The 20,040-nt window shown below is 73.4% G+C and carries 18 protein-coding genes; 10 read left to right on the forward strand and 8 right to left on the reverse strand.

The window, feature by feature from the left end:
- Positions 1-42: 42 nt before the first annotated feature.
- Positions 43-1,380, reverse strand: a complete 1,338-nt coding sequence (locus tag E1287_RS23260) for a pyridoxal phosphate-dependent aminotransferase (RefSeq protein ID WP_131967164.1) — start codon at positions 1,378-1,380, stop codon at positions 43-45.
- A 140-nt stretch (positions 1,381-1,520) separates the two neighbouring features.
- Between E1287_RS23260 and E1287_RS23265 the strand changes: the two genes are divergently transcribed.
- The 5 genes from E1287_RS23265 to E1287_RS23285 all read left to right on the forward strand — a co-directional run bounded on the left by E1287_RS23265 (position 1,521) and on the right by E1287_RS23285 (position 7,577).
- A complete protein-coding gene (locus tag E1287_RS23265; protein ID WP_131967165.1) occupies positions 1,521-2,450 on the forward strand; it encodes a LysR family transcriptional regulator in 930 nt (309 codons plus the stop codon).
- Positions 2,451-2,682: 232 nt separating this feature from the next.
- Entirely contained in the window at positions 2,683-3,438 is a 756-nt protein-coding gene (locus E1287_RS23270; RefSeq protein ID WP_243719356.1) for a DUF3159 domain-containing protein, read from the forward strand.
- 189 nt (positions 3,439-3,627) lie between these two features.
- Positions 3,628-4,779: an Ig-like domain-containing protein gene (locus E1287_RS23275; protein WP_131967166.1), complete on the forward strand. Its 1,152-nt coding sequence runs from the start codon at positions 3,628-3,630 to the stop codon at positions 4,777-4,779.
- A 173-nt stretch (positions 4,780-4,952) separates the two neighbouring features.
- Positions 4,953-6,149, forward strand: a complete 1,197-nt coding sequence (locus E1287_RS23280; protein WP_131967167.1) for an Ig-like domain-containing protein — start codon at positions 4,953-4,955, stop codon at positions 6,147-6,149.
- A gap of 63 nt (positions 6,150-6,212) precedes the next feature.
- Positions 6,213-7,577, forward strand: a complete 1,365-nt coding sequence (locus tag E1287_RS23285; protein ID WP_243719357.1) for a glycosyltransferase family 4 protein — start codon at positions 6,213-6,215, stop codon at positions 7,575-7,577.
- Positions 7,578-7,625: 48 nt separating this feature from the next.
- On the opposite strand, the gene E1287_RS23290 is transcribed toward E1287_RS23285, so the two are convergent.
- Genes E1287_RS23290 through E1287_RS23300 form a run of 3 tightly spaced genes read right to left on the reverse strand, consistent with a single transcriptional unit; the run spans position 7,626 to position 10,058 of the window.
- Positions 7,626-8,135 carry a DUF664 domain-containing protein gene (locus E1287_RS23290; protein WP_131967169.1) on the reverse strand — a complete coding sequence of 170 codons (510 nt, stop codon included), beginning with the start codon at positions 8,133-8,135 and terminating at the stop codon, positions 7,626-7,628.
- 10 nt (positions 8,136-8,145) lie between these two features.
- Positions 8,146-9,405 (reverse strand): HAMP domain-containing sensor histidine kinase, encoded by a 1,260-nt coding sequence (locus tag E1287_RS23295; RefSeq protein ID WP_131967170.1) that lies wholly within the window; start codon positions 9,403-9,405, stop codon positions 8,146-8,148.
- Positions 9,402-10,058, reverse strand: coding sequence for a response regulator transcription factor (locus tag E1287_RS23300; RefSeq protein WP_131967171.1), 657 nt, complete (start codon positions 10,056-10,058; stop codon positions 9,402-9,404). Before E1287_RS23300 ends, E1287_RS23295 begins: the two co-directional genes overlap by 4 nt.
- A 185-nt stretch (positions 10,059-10,243) precedes the next feature.
- Between E1287_RS23300 and E1287_RS23305 the strand changes: the two genes are divergently transcribed.
- Genes E1287_RS23305 through E1287_RS23320 form a run of 4 tightly spaced genes read left to right on the forward strand, consistent with a single transcriptional unit; the run spans position 10,244 to position 13,717 of the window.
- Positions 10,244-10,792: a hypothetical protein gene (locus tag E1287_RS23305; protein WP_131967172.1), complete on the forward strand. Its 549-nt coding sequence runs from the start codon at positions 10,244-10,246 to the stop codon at positions 10,790-10,792.
- On the forward strand, positions 10,792-11,838 hold the full coding sequence (locus E1287_RS23310; RefSeq protein WP_131967173.1) for a peptidoglycan-binding protein: 1,047 nt from the start codon (positions 10,792-10,794) through the stop codon (positions 11,836-11,838). Before E1287_RS23305 ends, E1287_RS23310 begins: the two co-directional genes overlap by 1 nt.
- Positions 11,835-12,524, forward strand: a complete 690-nt coding sequence (locus E1287_RS23315) for an ABC transporter ATP-binding protein (RefSeq protein ID WP_131967174.1) — start codon at positions 11,835-11,837, stop codon at positions 12,522-12,524. The genes E1287_RS23310 and E1287_RS23315 overlap by 4 nt, the downstream gene beginning before the upstream one ends.
- Complete coding sequence (locus E1287_RS23320; protein ID WP_131967175.1) at positions 12,521-13,717, forward strand: ABC transporter permease; 1,197 nt, start codon at positions 12,521-12,523, stop codon at positions 13,715-13,717. Before E1287_RS23315 ends, E1287_RS23320 begins: the two co-directional genes overlap by 4 nt.
- Here the strand turns inward: E1287_RS23320 and xylA are convergent.
- Both xylA and xylB read right to left on the reverse strand, forming a co-directional pair.
- Positions 13,710-14,867, reverse strand: coding sequence for a xylose isomerase (gene xylA, locus E1287_RS23325; RefSeq protein WP_131967176.1), 1,158 nt, complete (start codon positions 14,865-14,867; stop codon positions 13,710-13,712). The genes E1287_RS23320 and xylA overlap by 8 nt on opposite strands.
- Entirely contained in the window at positions 14,864-16,270 is a 1,407-nt protein-coding gene (gene xylB, locus E1287_RS23330) for a xylulokinase (RefSeq protein ID WP_131967177.1), read from the reverse strand. The genes xylA and xylB overlap by 4 nt, the downstream gene beginning before the upstream one ends.
- Positions 16,271-16,355: 85 nt before the next feature.
- Between xylB and dinB the strand changes: the two genes are divergently transcribed.
- Positions 16,356-17,543: a DNA polymerase IV gene (gene dinB, locus E1287_RS23335; protein WP_243719359.1), complete on the forward strand. Its 1,188-nt coding sequence runs from the start codon at positions 16,356-16,358 to the stop codon at positions 17,541-17,543.
- 9 nt (positions 17,544-17,552) lie between these two features.
- On the opposite strand, the gene hpaD is transcribed toward dinB, so the two are convergent.
- Both hpaD and hpaE read right to left on the reverse strand, forming a co-directional pair.
- Positions 17,553-18,569: a 3,4-dihydroxyphenylacetate 2,3-dioxygenase gene (gene hpaD, locus E1287_RS23340; protein WP_131967178.1), complete on the reverse strand. Its 1,017-nt coding sequence runs from the start codon at positions 18,567-18,569 to the stop codon at positions 17,553-17,555.
- A partial coding sequence (hpaE, locus tag E1287_RS23345) for a 5-carboxymethyl-2-hydroxymuconate semialdehyde dehydrogenase (RefSeq protein ID WP_131967179.1) occupies positions 18,566-20,040 on the reverse strand: 1,475 nt, incomplete at its 5' end. The genes hpaD and hpaE, both read right to left, overlap by 4 nt.

Genomic DNA, 20,040 nt, shown 5'->3' on the forward strand with positions numbered 1-20,040 from the left:
GCAATTAAGGCGCGGGCCCGCTCCCGTGGGGCCCCGCTCCGCTCAGGCGGGGACCGGCTCGCCCGCGGTGACGGTCTCGGAGAGGTCGGCGAGCACGTCGCTCAGGCGGTCCAGGGCGTCCGCGATCCACGGCAGGTCCGCCGGGGCGGGCGAGGCCAGGGCCGCGAGGCGCTGCTCGTCGTCGTCGCCGTAGAGCTGGCTCGGCGCCACCCGCATCCGCAGGGCGGACGGGGCGTCCCCGAACGAGCTGCCGGGCAGGACGCCGACTCCGTAACGTTCCAATAGCAGGTCTGTGAGGTCGGCGGCCGTCCGGACGCCGTGGTTGGCGCACAGCACGTCCCGCATCGGGCCGAAGTCCGGGTAGACGTAGAACGCCGCCTCCGGACGCGTGACGCGGGCCCCCGCGGCGGCGAACCGGTCCGCGACCGCTCCCGTGACCGCGGCGTGCAGCCGCCTGCTGCGGTCGACGTGCTCCACCAGCTCGGGCGGCTCCGCGAACGCGTACGCGGCGGCGTGCTGCATCGGCGCGGGCGCGCTTGACCACACCTCGCTCGCCACGCCCAGCAGGCTGTCGCGCAGCGCGCGGCCGAAGGGGCCGTCCGGCAGCCGCGCCACGCCCAGCCGCCAGCCGCCCGCGGCCAGGCTCTTGCTCAGCGCGGTCGTCACGACGGTCCGCTCCGGCGCGTACCGGGCCGGGCTCGGCACCCGCCGTCCGGGCGCGTGCACCAGGTCGCGGTAGATCTCGTCCGAGATGATCACCAGGCCGTGCTCGCGCGCCACCGCGCACAGCCGCCGGACGGTCTCCTCGGACGCCATCGTCCCCGTCGGGTTGTCGGGAAGCGTCACCACGACGGCCCGCACCTCGCGCCCCCGCGCGCGGGCCCGCACCACGGCGTCGGCCAGCAGCGCCGGGCTCGGCACGCCGCCCTCGCCGCGCGGCGTCGCGACGCGGATCGGCTCGGCGCCCACCAGCGACGCCTGGGCGGCGTAGCTCACCCAGCTCGGCGACGCCACGACCACATCGCCGCCGATCGAGGTCAGCAGCGCGTACAGCAGCGGTTTGCTGCCCGGCCCGGCGACGATCATTGACGGGTCGGTGGGCAGCCCGCGCCGGGACCAGTAGCCCGCGGCGGCCGCGCGCAGCGCGGCCGACCCGGCGACCGGCCCGTAGCCGCCCCGCCCCGCGGCGGCGCCGAGCTCGCGGGTCAGCGCCGGGTGGATGGGTATCCCGGCCTCCCCGAAGCCGAGCGGCAGGACGCGCACGCCCTCCCTGCGCTTGCGGGCGATCGCCTCGTTCACCGCGAGCGTCGCCGACAGGGCGACGGGACGCGGCGCGAACGGCAGCGGCCGGACGGGTTCGGACTCTTTCTGGGCAGGCATGAACGCTCCAAAGGGCATGCGTGATTACGGTGGGTGAGAGCGGAGTCCCCCTGTGCGACCCGGCCGGGTTCGATTCATACTTTCCCGCTTTTAGCATCATCACAAGCGAGTCTCATCGATGCCGACCGTAAGATGGACTGATGCTAGAGCTTCGCCGCCTGCGGCTTCTCGCGGAGTTCGGCCGCCGCGGCAGCATCGCCGCGACCGCCGCCGCCCTCGGCTACACCGCCTCCGCCGTCTCCCAGCAGCTCGCCGCGCTCGAACGCGAGGCCGGCGGCGTGCCGCTGCTGGACCGCACCGCCCGCAGCGCCGAGCTGACCGACGCCGGGCGCCGTCTCGCCGACCGCGCCGAGGAGATCCTCAGCCTCGTGGAGACCGCCGAGGCGGAGCTGTCGGCGCACTCCGACACGCCGATGGGCCGGGTCGTGGTGACCGCGTTCCCCACCGCCGCCGTCGCGTTCGCGCCCGCGCTGGCGCAGAGCCTCGGCGAGCACCCCGATCTGACGTTCGTCCTGCGGCAGACCCGGCCCGGCGACGGCATCCGGCAGGTGCAGAACGGCGAGGTCGACATCGCGCTCATCGACGACTGGACGGGCAAGGTCCCCGAACAGTCGCCCGCCGCGCTGGAGTTCTTCCACCTGCGCCGCGACCCGCTGGTCCTGGTCGTCCCGGCCACGCACCCCATGTCCGAGCCCGGGCGGCGGGTCGACCTGCAGCAGCTCAGGGACGAGCCGTGGATGGCCGCGCCGCCCGGAGAGCCGTCCCGGCAGGCGCTGGAGCGGCTCATGGACACCGTCGGCGGGGCCCGTCCCGTCCCGTGGGAGTTCGAGGGCCTGCACACGATCCTGAGCCTGGTGGCGCGCGGCATCGGCATCACCGCCGTGCCCGCGCTGGCGCTCGCCGCCGGCGACCAGGACGTGGCCGTCCGGCGCATCCCCGAATGCACGCTGGCCCGCGAGGTCTACGCCGTGACCAGGGCCGCGAGCGTGCGCCGCCCGTCGGTCGCGGTGACGCTCAGGGCCATCTACGCGGCGGCTCGCGACGTCCAGCCGGCCCCGCCGGAGCGGTGAGCGGGGCACCCGCTACTGTCGGAAGTGAGGCCTGGGTCACACCGGTTCAACTCTGGCCGGATCCGGCCGCCGCCCGCACCGGACGCACGGCGAATCCGAACCAATGGGGGACCGGGGGCGCGCGGACCGGATCATTCGAAAACGGACAGACGCGTGCCGATCATCACGTACGGTGGGGCGAATCGTGACCACAACCGACTCCATGGACACCGATCGGGGAGCACAGCGCTCGATGGATCGACCGGCGAAGACTCCCGCCGCGCCCTCCCGGGCGGCGGAGACCCCCACGCCGACGGCGCAGGCCGGCGGGGCGCGGGGCGGCGCGCACGCCGCCTTCGAGAGCCCCGCCTCCGAAGGGCACCACGCCTTCGAGCTGCCCCGGGTCACGGCCCTGCTGATGCACGCGCTCCCGCGCTTCATCGAAGGGGTCATCGCCCCCGTCGCGGTCTTCTACGCCGCGCTGACTCTGCTCGGGCTGAACGGCGCGCTCGTCGCCGCCGTCGCCTGGGTGTACGGCGGCATCATCTACCGGTTCGTGCGCGGTCATCCGGTGTCGGGGATGCTGCTGCTGGCGGCGGTCGGCGTGACCGTCCGCGCGATCACGGCCGCCGCGACGCACAGCGCGGTCGTCTACTTCCTGCAGCCGACGCTCGGCACGCTGATCATCAGCCTGTCGTTCCTCGCCTCCGTCCCGCTCGGACGGCCGCTGGCCATGAAGCTGGCCAGGGACATGGCGCCGATCCCGGAGGCCTTCCTCAAGCACGCCAGGGTGCACCAGTTCTTCCTGCGCATCTCGCTGCTGTGGTCGATGGTCCTGTTCACGAACGTGGCCGTCAGCCTGTGGATGCTGTTCAACGAGTCGATCGGCATGTACCTGTGGTTCCGCACCGGCATCGTCGCGGGGCTGGGCGCGATCGGCGTCGCCGTCTCGGTGTGGGGCTTCAAGCGCGTCGTCCGCCACGTCAACCGCGAGCCGGCGGCCGCCTGACCGGTTCGTCCCGGACGGTGCCACCTGACCGGTTCCGCGTGATCCGTACCGCCTGAGCAGCGATTCTCCCGCCCGGAAGGCCGAACTTCCGGCCGGTCCGCGGCGTCTCCCTTCTTTAGAAACATTCACCAACTTGAGGTGAGATCACGGGGTTTGGGGGAGTTTGTTGTGATTCACGGTGGGCGGGGCATGCGGGTGGCGCTCACGGGCGGGGCGGGCGCGGTCGCGCTGCTCGCGGCCGGCTGCGTGTCCGGCGAGGAGGGAAGCCTGGCCTCGGGGAACTCGGCCGACGCCGTGACGATCACGCCGGCCAACGGGACCGCCCAGGTCAAGCCGGACGGGACGATCGAGGTCAAGGCCGCCGACGGCAAGCTGCAGAAGGTCACCGTCCAGGGCGGGGGCGCCACGATCACAGGGGCGTTCGGCAACGGGCATAAGACGTGGCGCTCCAACCGGACGATGACGCCCGGCACGTCCTACACCGTCACTGCGCAGGCCAGCGACGACGGGAAGACCCGCACGGCGACCAGCGCGTTCACCACCCTCAAGGCGGAGAAGACGCTCTCGATCGTGGACGTCACCCCGAACCTCAAGGGCGAGAAGGTCGGCGTCGGGATGCCGATCATGGTCCGGTTCGACCGTCCGGTCACCGACAAGGCCGCCGTGGAGCGGACGCTGCGCGTCACGCCGGACAAGCCGGTCGAGGGCGCGTGGCGCTGGGTCGCCGCCGACCAGGCCATCTACCGGACGAAGACGTACTGGCAGCCGCACCAGACCGTCCGGTTCCACGCGAGCCTCGCCGGGGTGAACGCGGGCGGCGGCGTCTACGGGGCCGAGGACGAGCAGGCCGTCCTCACCATCGGTGCGGCGCAGATCACCAAGGGCGACATCGGCGACCACCACATGACGGTCACCCGCGACGGCAAGAAGCTGCGGACCATCCCGTTCAGCGCCGGCAACGGCCAGACGCGCGAGTTCACCACCACCAGCGGCGTCCACCTGCTGATGGAGAAGGGCAACCCGGTCACGATGACGGCGCCCGGCCGCAAGCCCGGCGACCCCGGCTACTACAAGACGGTCGTCAACCACGCGGTCCGCTTCTCCAACAGCGGCGAGTACGTGCACTCGGCGCCGTGGTCGGTCGGCTCGCAGGGGTCGGCGAACGTCAGCCACGGCTGCCTGAACGTCAGCCCCGCCAACGCCAAGTGGTACTACGACACCATGCAGCGCGGCGACGTCATCGAGCTGACCGGCACCGACCGCGAGGTCGAGCCGATGAACGGCTGGAGCTTCTGGCAGCTGCCGTTCGACCAGTGGCGGCAGGGCAGCGCGCTGCGGTGAGACCGTCCCCTCCCGGCCCGCGCCGTGCAACGCTTTGATCTCGGACGCCTGCCAAAACCCCGGGTCATGACATGATCCTCTGTTTTTGTCGTTATTGTCTCCCTGGTAGACGGCGGGTTCGGGAGGTCGCAGTGCAGCGGAGGATTTCCGCAGGTGTTCGGGCTGGTGCGGGGATGGCGGGGGTCGTGCTGCTGCTCACGACGGCGGCGTGCAGCGGGGGAGAGAAGGAGGGCGGCGTCACGGTCGGCGAGAAGGCCGACGCGGGCGTTCCGCAGGTGACGATCAATCCGGGGAACGGCAACACCAAGGCCGAGCCGGAGGACGGCGTCGTGGTCACCGCCGCGGGCGGCACCCTCGAACAGGTCACGGTCATGCTCAAGGGCAAGCCGGTCGCCGGTGAGATGGCCGCCGACAAGGCCAGCTGGAAGTCGCGGACGCTGCGTCCCGGCTCCAAGTACCAGGTCACCGCCGTCGCCAGGAGCCCGCAGGGCAAGACGGCCACGGTCAACGCCGCGTTCGCCACGCTCAAGGCGGCGAAGGAACTCGACATCCTCGACGTCACCCCGAGCAACAACGAGAAGGTCGGCATCGGCATGCCGATCCAGGTCGTCTTCAACCGCGGGGTCGACGACAAGAAGGCCGTCGAGAAGGTCCTGGACGTAAAGTCGACCAAGCCCGCGACGGGCGCCTGGCACTGGGTGAACGACACCACGGTCATCTTCCGGACGAAGAACGGCCAGTACTGGCAGCCAAACCAGAGGGTCACGTTCTCGGCCAAGCTGTCCGGCGTGAAGTCGGGCAAGAAGACCTACGGCGTGGACGACTTCTCCCGCAAGTTCCGCATCGGCGACTCGCACATCGTCACCATCAGCACCAAGAAGAAGAGAGCGGTCGTCAAGAAGAACGGCAGAACGGTCCGGACCTGGCCCATCAGCGCCGGCAAGGGCGGCCGCGTCGTCAACGGCGTCGACACCTACCTCACCACCAGCGGCATCCACCTCACGATGGGCAAGGAGAATCCGGCGATCATGACGTCGGAGTGGATGGGCGTCGACCCGAAGGACAAGAAGAACGGCGGCTACCGGGAGGTCGTCCCGTTCGCGGTGCGGATCTCCAACAGCGGCGAGTACGTCCACTCGATGGCCTCCACCGTCTGGGCGCAGGGTCGGCAGAACGTCAGCCACGGCTGCGTGAACTCGCCGCCCAAGGACGCCAAGTGGTTCTACAACTGGTCCTACCGCGGCGACCCGGTCATCATCACCGGCAGCAAGCGCGGGCTCGACCCGTTCAACGGCTGGAGCTACTACGAGATGTCGTGGAGCCGCTGGGTCAAGGGAAGCGCCCTCGACCGTTCCGTGACCACCGGGTGATGTTGACCGGGCCCATCAACGGGAACAAGCCGGACACGGCCGACATCCGCGATGGGGGACCCGGTGAACGCTCCGGTGCACGACTCAGGGCGCCGTCCGCCGAGGCTCAGGCGCCGCCTCCGCCGCGCGGTGCATCGCGTCATGCGCCGCGCGGCGCTCTGGTCTCTGCGCCCGCTGCGCTGGAGGCGATGGAGCCGCGTCCCGGCGCCGGGTGAGCGGCTCCGCGTGCGCGTCCTGCTGCAGAACGCGCACGGGACGGGCGGGACGATCCGCACCGTCCTGAACCTCTGCGGGCACCTGGCCGGCGACCACGACATCGAGATCGTCAGCGCGCTCCGGCGGAGCAGGCGGCCGTTCTTCGCGATCCCGCTCGGCGCGACCGTGACGTACGCGGACGACCGCTTCGCGCCCAAGGGCAGGACGGCCCGGCTCCTGTCCCGGCTGCCGAGCGTGCTGACGCCGGTGGACGAGGCGTCCTTCCGCCTCATGAGCATGTGGACGGACGTGTGCCTCCTCCGCGCCCTGTACCGCACCCCGGCCGACGTCGTCATCGGCACCCGCCCGTCGCTGAACCTGCTCGCGGCCGAGCTCGCGCCCCGCGGCGCCGTGACGATCGGGCAGGACCACATGAGCCTGGACTCCTACCAGCCCGCCCTGCACCGGCAGGTCGTCCGCGCGTACCGGCGGCTGACCGTCGTCACCGCCCTGACCGAGGCCGCCCGCGCCGGGTACGAGCGGGCCCTCGCCGGATCCGGCGTCCGCGTCGTGCGGATCCCGAACGCCGCGCCGCCGCTGCCGGGACGCCCGTCCCGGCGCGAGCACAAGGTCGTGCTGGCCGCCGGGCGGCTCGTCGCCAACAAGCGCTTCGACCTGCTCATCCGCGCGTTCGCGCCGATCGCCGCCGAGCACCCGGACTGGACCCTGCGGATCTTCGGCCGCGGCGTGCGCCGGGATCGGCTCAACGAGCTGATCATCGAGCTGGGCCTCACGGGACGGGTCGAGCTGCGTCCCATCACCCGCGACCTGCACGGCGAGATGGCCCGCGCGTCGATCTACGCGCTGTCGTCGCGCCGCGAGGGCATGCCGATGGTGATCATCGAGGCGATGGGCATGGGGCTGGCGGTCGTGTCGTTCGACTGCCCGCACGGTCCCGCCGAGCTGATCGACCACGGTCGCGACGGGCTGCTCGTCCCCAACGGCGACGCGGACGCGCTCACCGCCGCGCTCCGCGAGCTGATCACGGACCGCGATCTCCGCGACCGGCTCGGGGAGCAGGCGGTCCTGTCCGCACGCGCCCACGACCTGGAGCACATCGGGCCGCAGTGGTCGCGGCTTCTGTCCGGGTTCCATCCGTCCGCAAAGGTGCCCCAGGGCGCTGAGCCGGTCGGGGACGGCACCGGCCTGAGCGTCTCCGGCCGGGACCGCTGACGGCCCGCTCAGGCCCGCTTAGGCCTGCTCAGGCGCCCTCAGGCCCGTTTAGGCGCGCTGGAGAATGCCGCGGATGAACGCCGCCTGGCCCGCGTGCTCCAGGCAGTCGGAGATCACGCTGATCAGCCGCACGCCCAGCGTGACCGGCGGGTCCCAGGAGCGGTCGACGATGCGGCCCAGATCGCCGTCGGTCACCGTGCCCACGTACTCGACGGTGGCGGCGTGCACGGCGTCGTGGTAGCCGATGAGCAGGTCCGGCGACTCCACCCGCACCGCCGCGACCTGGCCGGAGCTGTGGCCGTAGCCGGTGTCGGACGGGTCGAGCGGCAGTCCGAACCGGTCGGCCCAGCCGGCGTCCGTCCACGCCTGGGCTGTGCCCGCGACGTCGGAGATGTGGTCGTCCTGGACGCGGGTGAGATGCCAGAGGAGCCACGCGATCGAGTTGGCGTCGGCGTCGACGCGGTAGGCGAGCTGGTCCGGAGTGAGCCCGCCGGCCGTCCCGCGGACCTGGTCCCGGATCCGGTCGAACGCGTCGATGAGCAGGAGCGCACTGGTCATTGATCAGACGCTACCCGGATCCGGCCTCCGATCTCACGTCCGGCGTGGCGAGTCCCGCCGCGGGGGCGAGGGCGGCCTGGGGCGCGCGGGCCGGGAGGCGGACGGTGACGTCGAGGCCGCCGCCGGGGCGCGGCACGGCGGTCACCGTCCCGCCGTGCGCGCCCGCCGTGGCGCGGACGATCGACAGCCCCAGCCCCGATCCGCGGTCCGACCGCAGCCGGTCGTTGCCGAGCCGCCGGAACGGCTCGAAGATCGTCTCGACCTCGTAGGCGGGCACGACCGGCCCGGTGTTGGACACGGCGACCTCCGCCCAGCCGTCCCGGCTCCGCGTCGCGACGGACAGCTCGCCGCCCTCGCGGTTGTGCCGGACCGCGTTCTCGACCAGGTTCTGCACCAGCCGCTCGACGAGCACCGGATCGCCGGAGGTGACGGCCGGGCCCAGGGCGCGGCGGGATGTCACGCCGCGCGCCCGCGCCTCCGGGGCGGCCTGGTCCAGGACGTGGCCCGCGACGTCCGCCAGGTCGAGCGGGCCCGCGTCGACCGCGACGCCCTCGGTGCCCGCGAGGGTGAGGAGCCCGTCGATCAGCCGCTCGTGCCTGCCGTTGACGACCAGCAGCGACTCGCCGAGGCGCTTGACGTCGCCGGTGGCGTCGGCGCGGCGCACCGCCACGTCGATGAGCGTCCGGTTGATGGCGAGCGGGGTGCGCAGCTCGTGCGAGGCGTTCGCGACGAACCGCCGTTGCCCGTCGAACGCCCGCGCCAGCCGGCCGAGCATCGTGTCGAAGGTGTCGGCCAGCTCCTTGACGTCGTCGCGGGGCCCCTCGTACCCGATCCGCTCGGTGAGGTCGTGGCTGCGCGCCACCCGTCCCGCCGTCTCGGTGATCTTGTGGACGGGCCGCAGCGCCCGGTCGGCGAGCAGCCAGCCGAACCCGAGCCCCGCCGCGCCCACCAGGCCCAGCGCGATGGCGCCCTGGGTGAGCAGGGCGCTGAGCGTCTTCTGCTGGTAGTCCTCCTGGACCTTGACCAGCGCCCCCTCGAACTTCTGGTCGATGAGCGCATCGGGCCGCTCCGACGGCGGCGGGTACGTCTCCGTGACCTCGCCCACCTCGAACACCCGGTTCGCCTTCGGGACGGCCTGGTTGTCCAGGTTGTTCTTCACCAGGAAGTAGGTCAGGCCCAGCAGGAGGATCCCGGCGCCCAGGAACAGGCCCGTGTGCAGCAGCGTGAGCCGCATCCTGATCGTGGGCCGCAGCCGGTCGGTGAACGTCATGGGATCCGGTACCCCGTTCCTGGGACGGTCTCGATGACCGGGGGATCGCCGAGCTTGCGGCGCAGCTTCATCAGCGTCACCCGGACGGTGTTGGTGAACGGGTCGGTGTGCTCGTCCCACACCTTCTCCAGCAGCAGCTCCGCCGACACGATCGCCCCGTCCGCGCGGAGCAGCTCGGCGAGCAGCCCGAACTCCTTGCGCGCCAGGTGCACGTAGCGGCCGTCCCGGACGACCTCCCGGCGGGACGGGTCGAGCCGGATCCCGGCCCGCTCCAGCGTCGGCGGCGACGCGGGACGGGCGCGGCGGCCGAGCGCCTGCACCCGCGCCACCAGCTCCTCGAACGCGAACGGCTTGGTCAGGTAGTCGTCCGCGCCGAGCCGCAGGCCGTCGACCCGCGCCGGGACGGTGACGGCGGCCGTGAGCATCAGCACCCGGACGAGCGCGCCCGACTCCACCACCGCGCGGCACACGTCGTCGCCGTGCACGACGGGCAGGTCGCGGTCGAGGATCAGCACGTCGTAGTCGTTCACCCCGAGGCGCTCCAGCGCGGCGTCGCCGTCGTAGACGACGTCCACGGCCAGGGCCTCGGACCTGAGCCCGTCGGCGATCGAATCGGCGAGCATGCGCTCGTCCTCGGCGATCAGTACCCGCACCCTGCCGCTCCCTTGCCGTCCTCCGAAGCGCCCCCGAAGCGCCCCGCGCGTGCTGCCGCCTCAGCATCGGGCAGCGGGCGTAACGCCGGCGTAACGCGAACTGGTTACGCCGGGGTTACCGGCGTCCGGCTGGACTTGCGGTCGCCGCCGGCGGACCGCCGGCGGGGACGACAGGAGACCGACCGATGCGACGACGGACATTCGCGGCGCTGGCGCTCGTCCCGGCTCTCGCCCTCGGCCTGCAGGGCTGCGGGGGCGAGGGCACGGGCGCGGGGTCCAAGGGCACCGCCAAGGCCGTGAGCGACCAGCAGAAGATGCGCGACTTCGCCAAGTGCATGCGCGACAACGGGGTGGACATGGACGACCCGGCGAGCGACGGCAAGGTCACGATGCGGCACAGCGAGCCGCCGGGAAACGCCAAGGGCGGCGGCCCGAACACCAACGGGATCGACGCGGCGCAGCAGAAGTGCCGGCATCTGATGCCGAACGGCGGCAAGCCGGACAAGCCCAAGCCCGAGGAGATCGCCAAGATGCGCGCCTTCGCGAAATGCATGCGCGACAACGGCATCAGCAAGTTCCCCGATCCCAAGCCCGACGGCAGCATGCTGATCAAGGCGGGGAAGGGCACCGGGCTGGACCCGCAGAGCCAGGAGTTCAAGGACGCGCAGAAGGCCTGCGCCAAGTTCCAGCCGGACGGCGAGAAGGGCGGCCTGTCCAGCGAGGGCAAGGACTGATGGCGGGCAGGCGCGCCGCCGTCCTCGGCGCGGCGGGGGTCGTGGTGGCCGGCGGCGCGGGCCTCGCGACCGCCGGCCTGGGCGGCGGCGCCGGTGAACCCGCCGCCGCGCACAGCTCACTGCCGCCCGCGACCGCCGCGATCGAGCGGACGACGCTGGTGGAGACCCAGGACGTGGACGGCACGCTCGGCTACGGCGGCACCCGCACGGCGGTCGGCGCCGGGAACGGCACGCTCACCTGGCTGGCCGCCGCCGGGTCGGTGATCTCCAGGGGACGCCCGGTCTACCGGGTCGACGACAAGCCGGTGCCGCTGCTGTACGGCAGGCTGCCGCTGTACCGGACGCTCTCCACGGGAACCGAGGGCGACGACGTCCAGCAGTTCGAGAAGAACCTCCGGGCCCTCGGATACACGGGCTTCACCGTCGACGAGACCTACGGCGCCGCCACGGCCGCGGCGGTGAAGCGCTGGCAGGACGATCTCGGCGTCGCGGTGACCGGCCGGGTGGAGCCGGGCTCGGCCGTCATCGCGCCCGGCCGGATCCGGGTGGCGGAGCGCAAGGCCAACGTGGGCGACCGGATCGGAGGGGCCGTCCTTACCTACACGGGCACCACGCGCGTCGTGAGCGTCGACCTGGACGTGCGGTACCAGCGGCTGGCGCGGAAGGGCGCCGAGGTGGAGATCGAGCTGCCGTCCGGCGACACCACGCAGGGGCGGATCACGTCCGTCGGGAAGGTCGCCAAGGAGGGCGGCGAGGAGCAGCCGACGACGATCGAGGTCACGATCGCGGTCGGCGGGCAGAAGGCGCTCGGCTCCTACGACAAGGCGCCCGTCGAGGTGCGGCTCACCGCGAACCGGCACGGCGGCGTCCTCGCCGTGCCGGTCGGCGCGCTGCTCGCGCGGGGGGACGGCGGCTACGCGGTCCAGGTCGTCCAGGACGGGCGCGTCCGCACCGTCCCCGTGGAGACGGGCGTCTTCAGCGAAGGGCGGGTCGAGGTCTCGGGGGCCGGCCTGGCCGAGGGCATGAAGGTGGGGATCCCCAAATGAGCGCGGTGGTGGAGCTGCGGGACGTCTCTAAGACCTACCCGGGCGGGGTGACCGCGCTGGACGGCGTGTCGCTGACGGTCGCGGCGGGCGAGCTCGTCGCGATCGTCGGGCCGTCCGGCTCGGGCAAGTCGACGATGCTGCACCTGCTCGGCACCCTGGACCGGCCGAGCGCCGGCACCGTCCTCGTCGAGGGCACGGACGTGTCCCGGCTCACGGACCGGCGGCTGTCGGCGCTGCGCGCCCGCCGGATCGGGTTCGTGTTCCAGCAGTTCCACCTCGCCGCAGGGGTCAGCGCGCTGGACAACGTCGCGGACGGGCTGCTGTACGGCGGAGCGCCCCAGGCGGATCGCCGCCGCCGGGCCCGCCGCGCGCTGGAGCGCGTCGGGCTCGGGCACCGGCTCGGGCACCGTCCGCACCAGCTGTCCGGCGGCGAGCGGCAGCGGGTCGCGATCGCCCGCGCGGTGGTGGGGGAGCCGGCGCTGCTGCTGGCCGACGAGCCGACCGGCGCGCTCGACTCCGCCTCGGGCGCGGGCGTCCTGGACCTGCTGCGCGAGCTGTCCGGCGGCGGGACGACCGTCGTCCTGATCACGCACGACCGGGACATCGCCGCGCTGCTGCCCCGCCAGGTGCGGATGCGCGACGGACGGATCGTCCACGACGACGCGATGGCGGAGGCCGCACGATGAACCCCACGGAAACCCCCGCGCGGCTCGGCCCGGCGGACGTGCTGCGCGTCGGCGCCGCCGGGCTGCGCACCCGCCCCCTCCGGGTCTTCCTGTCCGCGCTGGGCATCGCGATCGGCATCGCGGCGATGATCGGCGTGGTCGGGATCTCGACGTCCAGCCGCGCCGAGCTGCAGGCCACCCTGGACCGGCTCGGCACCAACCTGCTCACGGCCGGGCCGGGGCAGGACTTCTTCGGCGAGGCCGCCAAGCTGCCGAAGGAGTCGGTCGGCATGGTGGGGCGGATGCCGGACGTCGAGTCGGCGTCCGCCACCGCGACGCTCGACGACGTCCACGTCTACCGCAACGACCGCATCCCGGAGGGGGAGAGCGGAGGCATCGGCGTCCGCGCGGCCCGCCTCGACCTGCCCCGGACGACCGGCCTCACCATGGCCGCCGGCACCTGGCTCAACGCCGGCACGGCCAGGTACCCGGCGGTCGTCCTCGGGTCCGAGACGGCGGCGCGGCTCGGCGTCGCGGCGCCGAACGTCCAGGTGTGGCTCGGCTCGCAGTGGTTCACCGTCGTCGGGATCCTGAACCCGAACCGGCTCGCGCCCGAACTGGACTCCGCGGCCCTCGTCGGCTGGGAGGCCGCGGCGGCCAGGCTCGGCTTCGACGGCCACCCGACCACCGTCTACACCCGGGCCCGCAAGGACGCGGTCGAGAAGGTGCAGGGCCTGCTCGCCGCCACCGCCAACCCGCAGGCCCCGAACGAGGTGGAGGTCAGCCGCCCGTCGGACGCGCTCGCCGCGCAGGACGCCACCGACCGCGCCTTCACCGGCCTGCTCCTCGGCCTCGGCGGCGTCGCGCTGCTGGTCGGCGGCGTCGGCGTCGCCAACACGATGGTGATCTCGGTCCTGGAGCGCCGCGCCGAGATCGGCCTGCGGCGCTCGCTCGGCGCGACCCGCGGCCAGATCAGGCTGCAGTTCCTCACCGAGTCGCAGCTCCTCGCCGCGCTCGGCGGCGTCGGCGGCGTCGGGCTCGGCATCGTCGTCACCGCGGTCTTCGCCGTGACGCAGGACTGGCCGACCGTCGTCCCCGCCTGGGCGATGGCGGGCGGGATCGTCGCGACCCTGCTCATCGGCGCCGTCGCCGGCCTCTACCCGGCCATCCGCGCCGCCCGGCTCCCCCCGACCGAGGCCCTGGCGGCTACCTGACGCCGTAGAGGTGCTCCAGGGCGAGCTGGTCGAGGTGCTCGAAGGCGGTGCGGCGGACGGAGAGCGCCTCGATGTCGGGGGACGCGTCGCGGACGTCGCGCCAGCCTTCGCCGTCGGCGAGGGTGGGGCGGGCGAGCTCGTCGAGCTTGGCCTGGGTCAGGGCGTCCCGGACGGCGGGGTCGGCGCGGAACGCGCGGACCTTCTCGCGCAGGATCAGCCAGTTGCGCATGCACGCCGCCGCCGACTCCCACACGCCCTCGTCGTCCTCGGTGCGCGGCGGCTTGAAGTCGAAGTGGATCGGGCCGTCGTAGTCGCTGTGCTCGATGAGGTCGACGACCCAGAACGCGCCGCGGGCGTTCCCGGCGCCGAACCGGAGGTCCTGGTCGTAGCGGGGGCCGTGCTGCCCGTTGAGGTCGATGTGGAACAGCTTGCCCTGCCACAGCGCCTGCGCCAGCCCGTGCGCGTAGTTCAGCCCGGCCATCTCCTCGTGCCCGACCTCGGGATTGAGGCCGACGTTGCCGGGACGCTCCAGCGTCTGGATGAAGGCGAGGGCGTGCCCGATCGTGGGCAGCAGGATGTCGCCGCGCGGCTCGTTCGGCTTCGGTTCGATCGCGAACCGCAGGTCGTAGCCCTGGTCCGCGACGTAGGCGCCGAGGACGTCGAACGCCTCCTTGTAGCGGTCCAGGGCGGCGCGGACGTCCTTCGCGGCGCCGGACTCGGCGCCCTCGCGGCCGCCCCAGCACACGTACGTGCGGGCGCCCAGCTCGGCGGCTAGATCCAAGTTGTCCATGACCTTGCGCAGCGCGAACCGGCGGACGTCGCGGTCGTTGGCGGTGAACGCGCCGTCCTTGAAGACCGGATGCGAGAACAGGTTGGTGGTCGCGGTGGTGACGACGAGGCCGGTCTCGTCCAGCGCCTTGCGGAACGCGTCGATGCTCCCCTGCCGCTCGGCGGGCGTGGCGTCGAACGCGAACACGTCGTCGTCGTGGAAGTTCACGCCGTAGGCGCCGATCTCGGCGAGCCTGCGGACGGCGCGGTCCGCGGGCATCGGCGGACGGGTGCCGGGGCCGAACACGTCGGCGCCCTGCCAGCCGACCGTCCAGACGCCGAACGAGAACCGGTCCTCGGGTACGGGCGTGTAGTCGCTCATGGGGTGCTCCCTCGGGTCTGCGGGGCGGTGTCGCGCAGCGCGGCGTATCGCTCGCGGATCTCCGTGGCGTCCGTGGCGTCGGCGGTGTGCTCGGTGGCGGGCGGTGCGGGCCAGGCGGGCGGTCCCGGCGTCCCGGCGAGCGCCCACGCGGCCTGGCGGGCGGCGCCGAGCGCGACGTACTCGGCGGGCTCGGGGACGGTCACCGGCGTCCCGAGGATCGCCGGGGCCAGCGCCCGGACGGCCGCGGACCGGGCGCCGCCGCCGATCAGCAGCGTCCGGCGCGGCCGGACCCCGCCCTGCGCGGCGAGATGGTCGACGGCGTCGGCGAGCGAGCACAGCAGCGCCTCCACCGCCGCCCGCGCCACGTTCTCCCGCCTCGCGTTGGACGTGGTCAGCCCGGCGAGCACGCCCGTCGCGTCCGGGCGGTCGGGGGTTCGCTCACCGTCGAGGTAGGGGAGCAGCGTCACGCCGCCCGAGCCGGGCTCGGCGGCGAGCGCGAGCGCGGACAGCTCGTCCAGCGCGGCCCCGGTCATCGCGGCCGCGGCGGACAGGACGCGGGCGGCGTTCAGCGTGCAGACGAGCGGCAGGAACCGGCCGGTGGCGTCCGCGAACCCGGCGACCAGCCCGGACGGGTCGGCGGCGGGCTCGTCCGCGACCGCGAACACCGTCCCGGACGTGCCGATCGACACCACGACGTCGCCCGGCTCCAGTCCGAGCCCGAGCGCCGCGCCCATGTTGTCGCCGGTGCCGGATCCGAGCGCCGCGCCCCAGGCGGTCTCGCCGACTCGCTCGCCGGGCGCGGCGACCCGGGGCGGCTCGGCGTCATGGCCGAGCGCGGTCCGCAGCAGGTCGGGGAGGTAGGCGCCGGTCGCGGGGGACCAGTAGCCCGTCCCGGACGCGTCGCCCCGGTCGGTGACGGGCTCCCGCGCGCCGAGCCGCAGTGTCAGCCAGTCGTGCGGCAGCATCACGCGCTCGGTGCGCCGCGCGTTGTCCGGCTCGTGCTCGGCCATCCAGCGCAGCTTCGCCACGGTGAAGGACGCGAGCGGCACGCTGCCCGTCCGTTCCGCCCAGCGCCGCGGGCCGCCGGACTCCTCCACGAGCGCGCGTGCCTGCGGCGCCGAGCGCGTGTCGTTCCACAGCAGGGCCGGGCGGACGACCCGTCCGGCGCCGTCGAGCGCGACCATCCCGTGCTGCTGGGCGGCGACGGCGACCGCGTCGGCCCGGCCGAGCAGCTCCCGGACCCGCTGCAGCGCGTCCCACCAGTGGTCGGGGTGGCATTCGGTGCCGTCTGGGTGCGGTGCGGACGCCTCGGCCACCACGGCGCCGTCCGCGGCCCGGCACAGGACGGCCTTGGTCGACTGCGTCGAGGAGTCGACGCCCGCGACCAGGGGGGACTCGGCCATCCGCCTTCACCTTCCGTCGAAACCCGAGACTAATTCATTGACGCCCGGCGTCGCCGCCGCGGGCCGTGTATGCGAACATATGTTCGTGTCCGGTGGCGCCACGATCCTGCATGCCGACCTGGACGCGTTCTACGCGTCGGTCGAGCAGCGCGACGATCCCGGCCTGCGGGGGCGGCCGGTGATCGTCGGCGGCGGGGTGGTGCTGGCGGCCAGCTACGAGGCCAAGGCGTACGGGGTGCGGACGGCGATGGGCGGCGGGCAGGCGCGGCGGCTCTGCCCGCGCGCGGTCGTCGTCCCGCCGCGGATGAGCGCCTACAGCGCGGCGAGCAAGGCCGTGTTCGCGGTCTTCCGTGCCACGACGCCGCTGGTGGAGGGGCTGTCGATCGACGAGGCGTTCCTCGACGTGCACGGGCTGCGCCGCTCCCCGGAGGACGTCGCCGTGCGGCTGCGGCGGGAGGTCGCCGAGGAGATCGGGCTGCCGATCACGGTGGGGGTGGCGCGCACCAAGTTCCTCGCCAAGGTCGCCAGCGGCGTCGCCAAGCCCGACGGGCTCCTGGTGGTGCCGCCGGACGGCGAGCTGGAGTTCCTGCGCCCGCTGCCGGTGCGGCGGCTGTGGGGGGTCGGGCGGGCCACCGCCGAGAAGCTCGCGCGCTTCGGCGTCACGACGGTCGGGGACGTGGCGGACATGCCGGAGTCCACGCTGGTGACGCTGCTCGGCCCCGGCGCCGGCCGCCACCTGCACGCCCTGGCCCGCAACCGCGACCCGCGCCCGGTCCGCACCGGCGTGCGGCGCCGCTCGATGGGCTCGCAGCGCGCGCTGGGCCGGCGCCGCCGCTCGCCCGCGGAGCTGGACGCCATGCTCGTCGGGATCGTCGACCGGCTCGGCGGGCGGCTGCGCAAGGCCCGGCGGGTGTGCCGGACGGTCACGCTCCGCCTGCGCTTCGAGGACTTCGCCCGCGCCACGCGCTCGCACACGCTCGCGCAGGCCACCGACGACACCGAGCGGATCCTGGAGACGGCCAGAGGTCTCCTCGCCGCCGCCGCGCCGATGATCGGGACCCGGGGGCTGACGCTGATCGGCCTCTCGCTCGGCAACCTCCACGACGACCGGGCGGTGCAGCTCGCGCTGCCGTTCGACGAGGACCCGTCGAAGGGCGGGGCGGTGGACGGCGCGGTCGACGGGGTCCGGGAGCGGTTCGGGTCGTCCGCGATCACCCGGGCCGTCCTGCTCGGCCGTGACCAGGGTTTGTCGGTCCCGCTGCTGCCGGACTGAGGCGCGCCGCTAGGACGGGTCGATGATGCCGAGGCCGTCGGCGCCGACCTTGACGGCGGACTCGTCCAGCGCCGACTCCGAGACCGGCTGGATGCGCCCGTCGAGGTCGAGGACGGGGCTGGCCTCCTTGTACCAGGACTCGATGACCGCGTTGCCCCAGAAGTCGCGGCGGCGGTCGTCGTGCACGTTCCACCGGTACGTCTCGTGGTCGGGGTCGCCGGTGTAGTAGTCGGACGTGTAGATCTCCACCCGGTGCCCGTCGGGGTCGCGGAGGTAGACGTAGAAGGCGTTGGACACGCCGTGCCGCCCGGGGCCCCGCTCGATGTGGTGCTCCTTGCGCAGCGACCCGAAGATGTCGGCCGTGTGCAGGACCTGGTGGGACTCGTGCGTCGCCACCCCGAGGTGGTGCAGGCGCGGCCCGGCGCCGCCGGTGAACGCGACGTCGTGGACGGTCTGCTTCCGGTACATCCACGCCGCGTACAGCTCGTGCTCGTCGCCCTCGATCGTCTCCGAGCACCCGAACCCGAGCGACTTGTAGTGGTCGTAGGCGGCGGGGATGTCGGGCGTGCAGATGTTGAAGTGGTCGAGCCGCGCGATCTGCGCGCCGCGGTGCAGGTCGTAGCGCTGGATGAGGCGCTCGCCGCGGGCGATGTCGTGGAAGAACTCCACGGTGAAGCCGAGCGGGTCGACGGCCCGCACCGCGTCGCCCACGCCGTGCGTGCCCTTCCCGGCGGGGACGCGCCGGACGGGACGGCCGAGCTCGGCGAAGAACCGCTCGGCCCGGTCGACGTCGTCCGGCGTCCGGACCCGGTAGGCGAGATGGTCGAGGGCGGCGACCGGGCCCGCGCGCAGCACCAGCGAATGGTGGGTCAGCTCGTCGGTGCCCCGCAGGTAGAGGGCGTCGGCCTCCTCGTGCTGGACGTGCAGCCCGAGCATGTCGACCCAGAACCACCGGGCCGCGCCCAGGTCGGTGACGGCCAGCTGCGCGTAGGCGGAGCGGACGACGTCGGGGGGAGGAGTGCTCATCGGTTCTCCTGAACGCCGAAGCGGGGCGTGTGCACCTCGCCGAGCATCACATGGACGATCTTGGACTCGGAGAAGAAGTCGATGCTGTGCGCGCCGCCCTCGCGGCCGACCCCCGAGTCCTTCATGCCGCCGAAGGGAGTGCGCAGGTCGCGGACGTTGTGCGAATTGACCCAGACCATACCCGAGGCCACGCCGTGGGCGATCCGGTGGCCGCGGCGCAGGTCGCTCGTCCACACGTAGGCGGCCAGGCCGTACCGGGTGGCGTTGGCGAGCTCGATCGCCTCGTCCTCGTCGTCGAACGGCGCGAGCGCCACCACCGGGCCGAAGATCTCCTCCTGGAAGATCCGGGCGTCGCGAGGGACGTCGGTGAACACGGCCGGCTGCAGGTAGTTCCCCTCGGGCAGGTGCGCGGGGCGTCCGCCGCCCGCGACCAGCTTGGCCTCCCGCTGCCCGATCTCCACGTACTCCAGGACCCGGGCGTAGTGCTCGGGGTGGACGAGCGCGCCGACCTCGGTGTCCGGGTCGGAGGGCAGCCCGACCCTGACCCGCTCGGCCCGCTCGGCGATCCGCCGCGAGAACTCCTCGTAGACGGGGCGTTCCACCAGCACGCGCGACCCGGCCGTGCAGCGCTCGCCGTTCAGGGAGAACACCCCGAACACGACCGAGTCGAGGGCCGCGTCGAGGTCGGCGTCGGCGAACACCACGACGGGCGACTTGCCGCCCAGCTCCATGGACAGCGCCTTCAGGCCGTCCGCGGAGCAGCGCATGATGTGCCGGCCGGTGTCGGTGGAGCCGGTGAACGACAGCACCGGCACGTCCGGGTGGTCGACCAGGGCCTGGCCCGCGACCTCGCCGATGCCGTGCACGATGTTGACCACCCCGGCGGGCACCCCCGCCTCGGCGAAGATCTCGGCCCACAGGTTCGCGGACAGCGGCGTCCACTCGGCGGGCTTCAGCACCAGCGTGCAGCCCGCCGCGATCGCCGGGGCGAGCTTCCAGCTCTCCAGCATGAACGGCGTGTTCCACGGGGTGATCAGCCCGGCGACGCCCGCGGGCGTCCGCACCACGTAGTTGAGCTGCTGGTCGCCGACGCGGTAGGCCTCCTCGCCGAGGGCGACGATCACGTCCGCGAAGTAGCGGAAGTTCTCGGCGGCGCGGCGGGCCTGGCCGCGCGCCTGCGTGATCGGCAGCCCGGAGTCGAACGACTCGAACGCGGAGAGCCGGTCCTCGCGCGCCTCGACGGCGTCGGCGATCCGGTTGAGGATCGTGGCCCGCTCGCGGTTGCCGATGCCGGACCAGGCGGGGAACGCCGCGCGGGCCGCCGCGACCGCGCGGTCGACGTCGGCGGGCCCGCCCGCGGCGGCGGTGGCGTAGGGGGCGTTGGAGACGGGGTCGAGGACGTCGAAGACCGCGCCGTCGGCGCTGTCGGCGAACTCGCCGCCGATCCAGTGCCGGATGCGGTCCGGGAGCC

The organism is Actinomadura sp. KC06 (assembly GCF_004348735.1).
In the GTDB taxonomy this organism is placed as follows: Bacteria; Actinomycetota; Actinomycetes; order Streptosporangiales; family Streptosporangiaceae; genus Spirillospora.

Excerpts from the sequence above, each read along its gene's own strand:
- E1287_RS23260 (WP_131967164.1), bottom strand. The coding sequence starts at position 1,380 with ATGCCTGCCCAGAAAGAGTCCGAACCCGTCCGGCCGCTGCCGTTCGCG.
- E1287_RS23265 (WP_131967165.1), top strand. The coding sequence starts at position 1,521 with ATGCTAGAGCTTCGCCGCCTGCGGCTTCTCGCGGAGTTCGGCCGCCGC.
- E1287_RS23270 (WP_243719356.1), top strand. The coding sequence starts at position 2,683 with ATGGATCGACCGGCGAAGACTCCCGCCGCGCCCTCCCGGGCGGCGGAG.
- E1287_RS23275 (WP_131967166.1), top strand. The coding sequence starts at position 3,628 with ATGCGGGTGGCGCTCACGGGCGGGGCGGGCGCGGTCGCGCTGCTCGCG.
- E1287_RS23280 (WP_131967167.1), top strand. The coding sequence starts at position 4,953 with ATGGCGGGGGTCGTGCTGCTGCTCACGACGGCGGCGTGCAGCGGGGGA.
- E1287_RS23290 (WP_131967169.1), bottom strand. The coding sequence starts at position 8,135 with ATGACCAGTGCGCTCCTGCTCATCGACGCGTTCGACCGGATCCGGGAC.
- E1287_RS23295 (WP_131967170.1), bottom strand. The coding sequence starts at position 9,405 with ATGACGTTCACCGACCGGCTGCGGCCCACGATCAGGATGCGGCTCACG.
- E1287_RS23305 (WP_131967172.1), top strand. The coding sequence starts at position 10,244 with ATGCGACGACGGACATTCGCGGCGCTGGCGCTCGTCCCGGCTCTCGCC.
- E1287_RS23310 (WP_131967173.1), top strand. The coding sequence starts at position 10,792 with ATGGCGGGCAGGCGCGCCGCCGTCCTCGGCGCGGCGGGGGTCGTGGTG.
- E1287_RS23315 (WP_131967174.1), top strand. The coding sequence starts at position 11,835 with ATGAGCGCGGTGGTGGAGCTGCGGGACGTCTCTAAGACCTACCCGGGC.
- E1287_RS23320 (WP_131967175.1), top strand. The coding sequence starts at position 12,521 with ATGAACCCCACGGAAACCCCCGCGCGGCTCGGCCCGGCGGACGTGCTG.
- xylA (WP_131967176.1), bottom strand. The coding sequence starts at position 14,867 with ATGAGCGACTACACGCCCGTACCCGAGGACCGGTTCTCGTTCGGCGTC.
- xylB (WP_131967177.1), bottom strand. The coding sequence starts at position 16,270 with ATGGCCGAGTCCCCCCTGGTCGCGGGCGTCGACTCCTCGACGCAGTCG.
- hpaD (WP_131967178.1), bottom strand. The coding sequence starts at position 18,569 with ATGAGCACTCCTCCCCCCGACGTCGTCCGCTCCGCCTACGCGCAGCTG.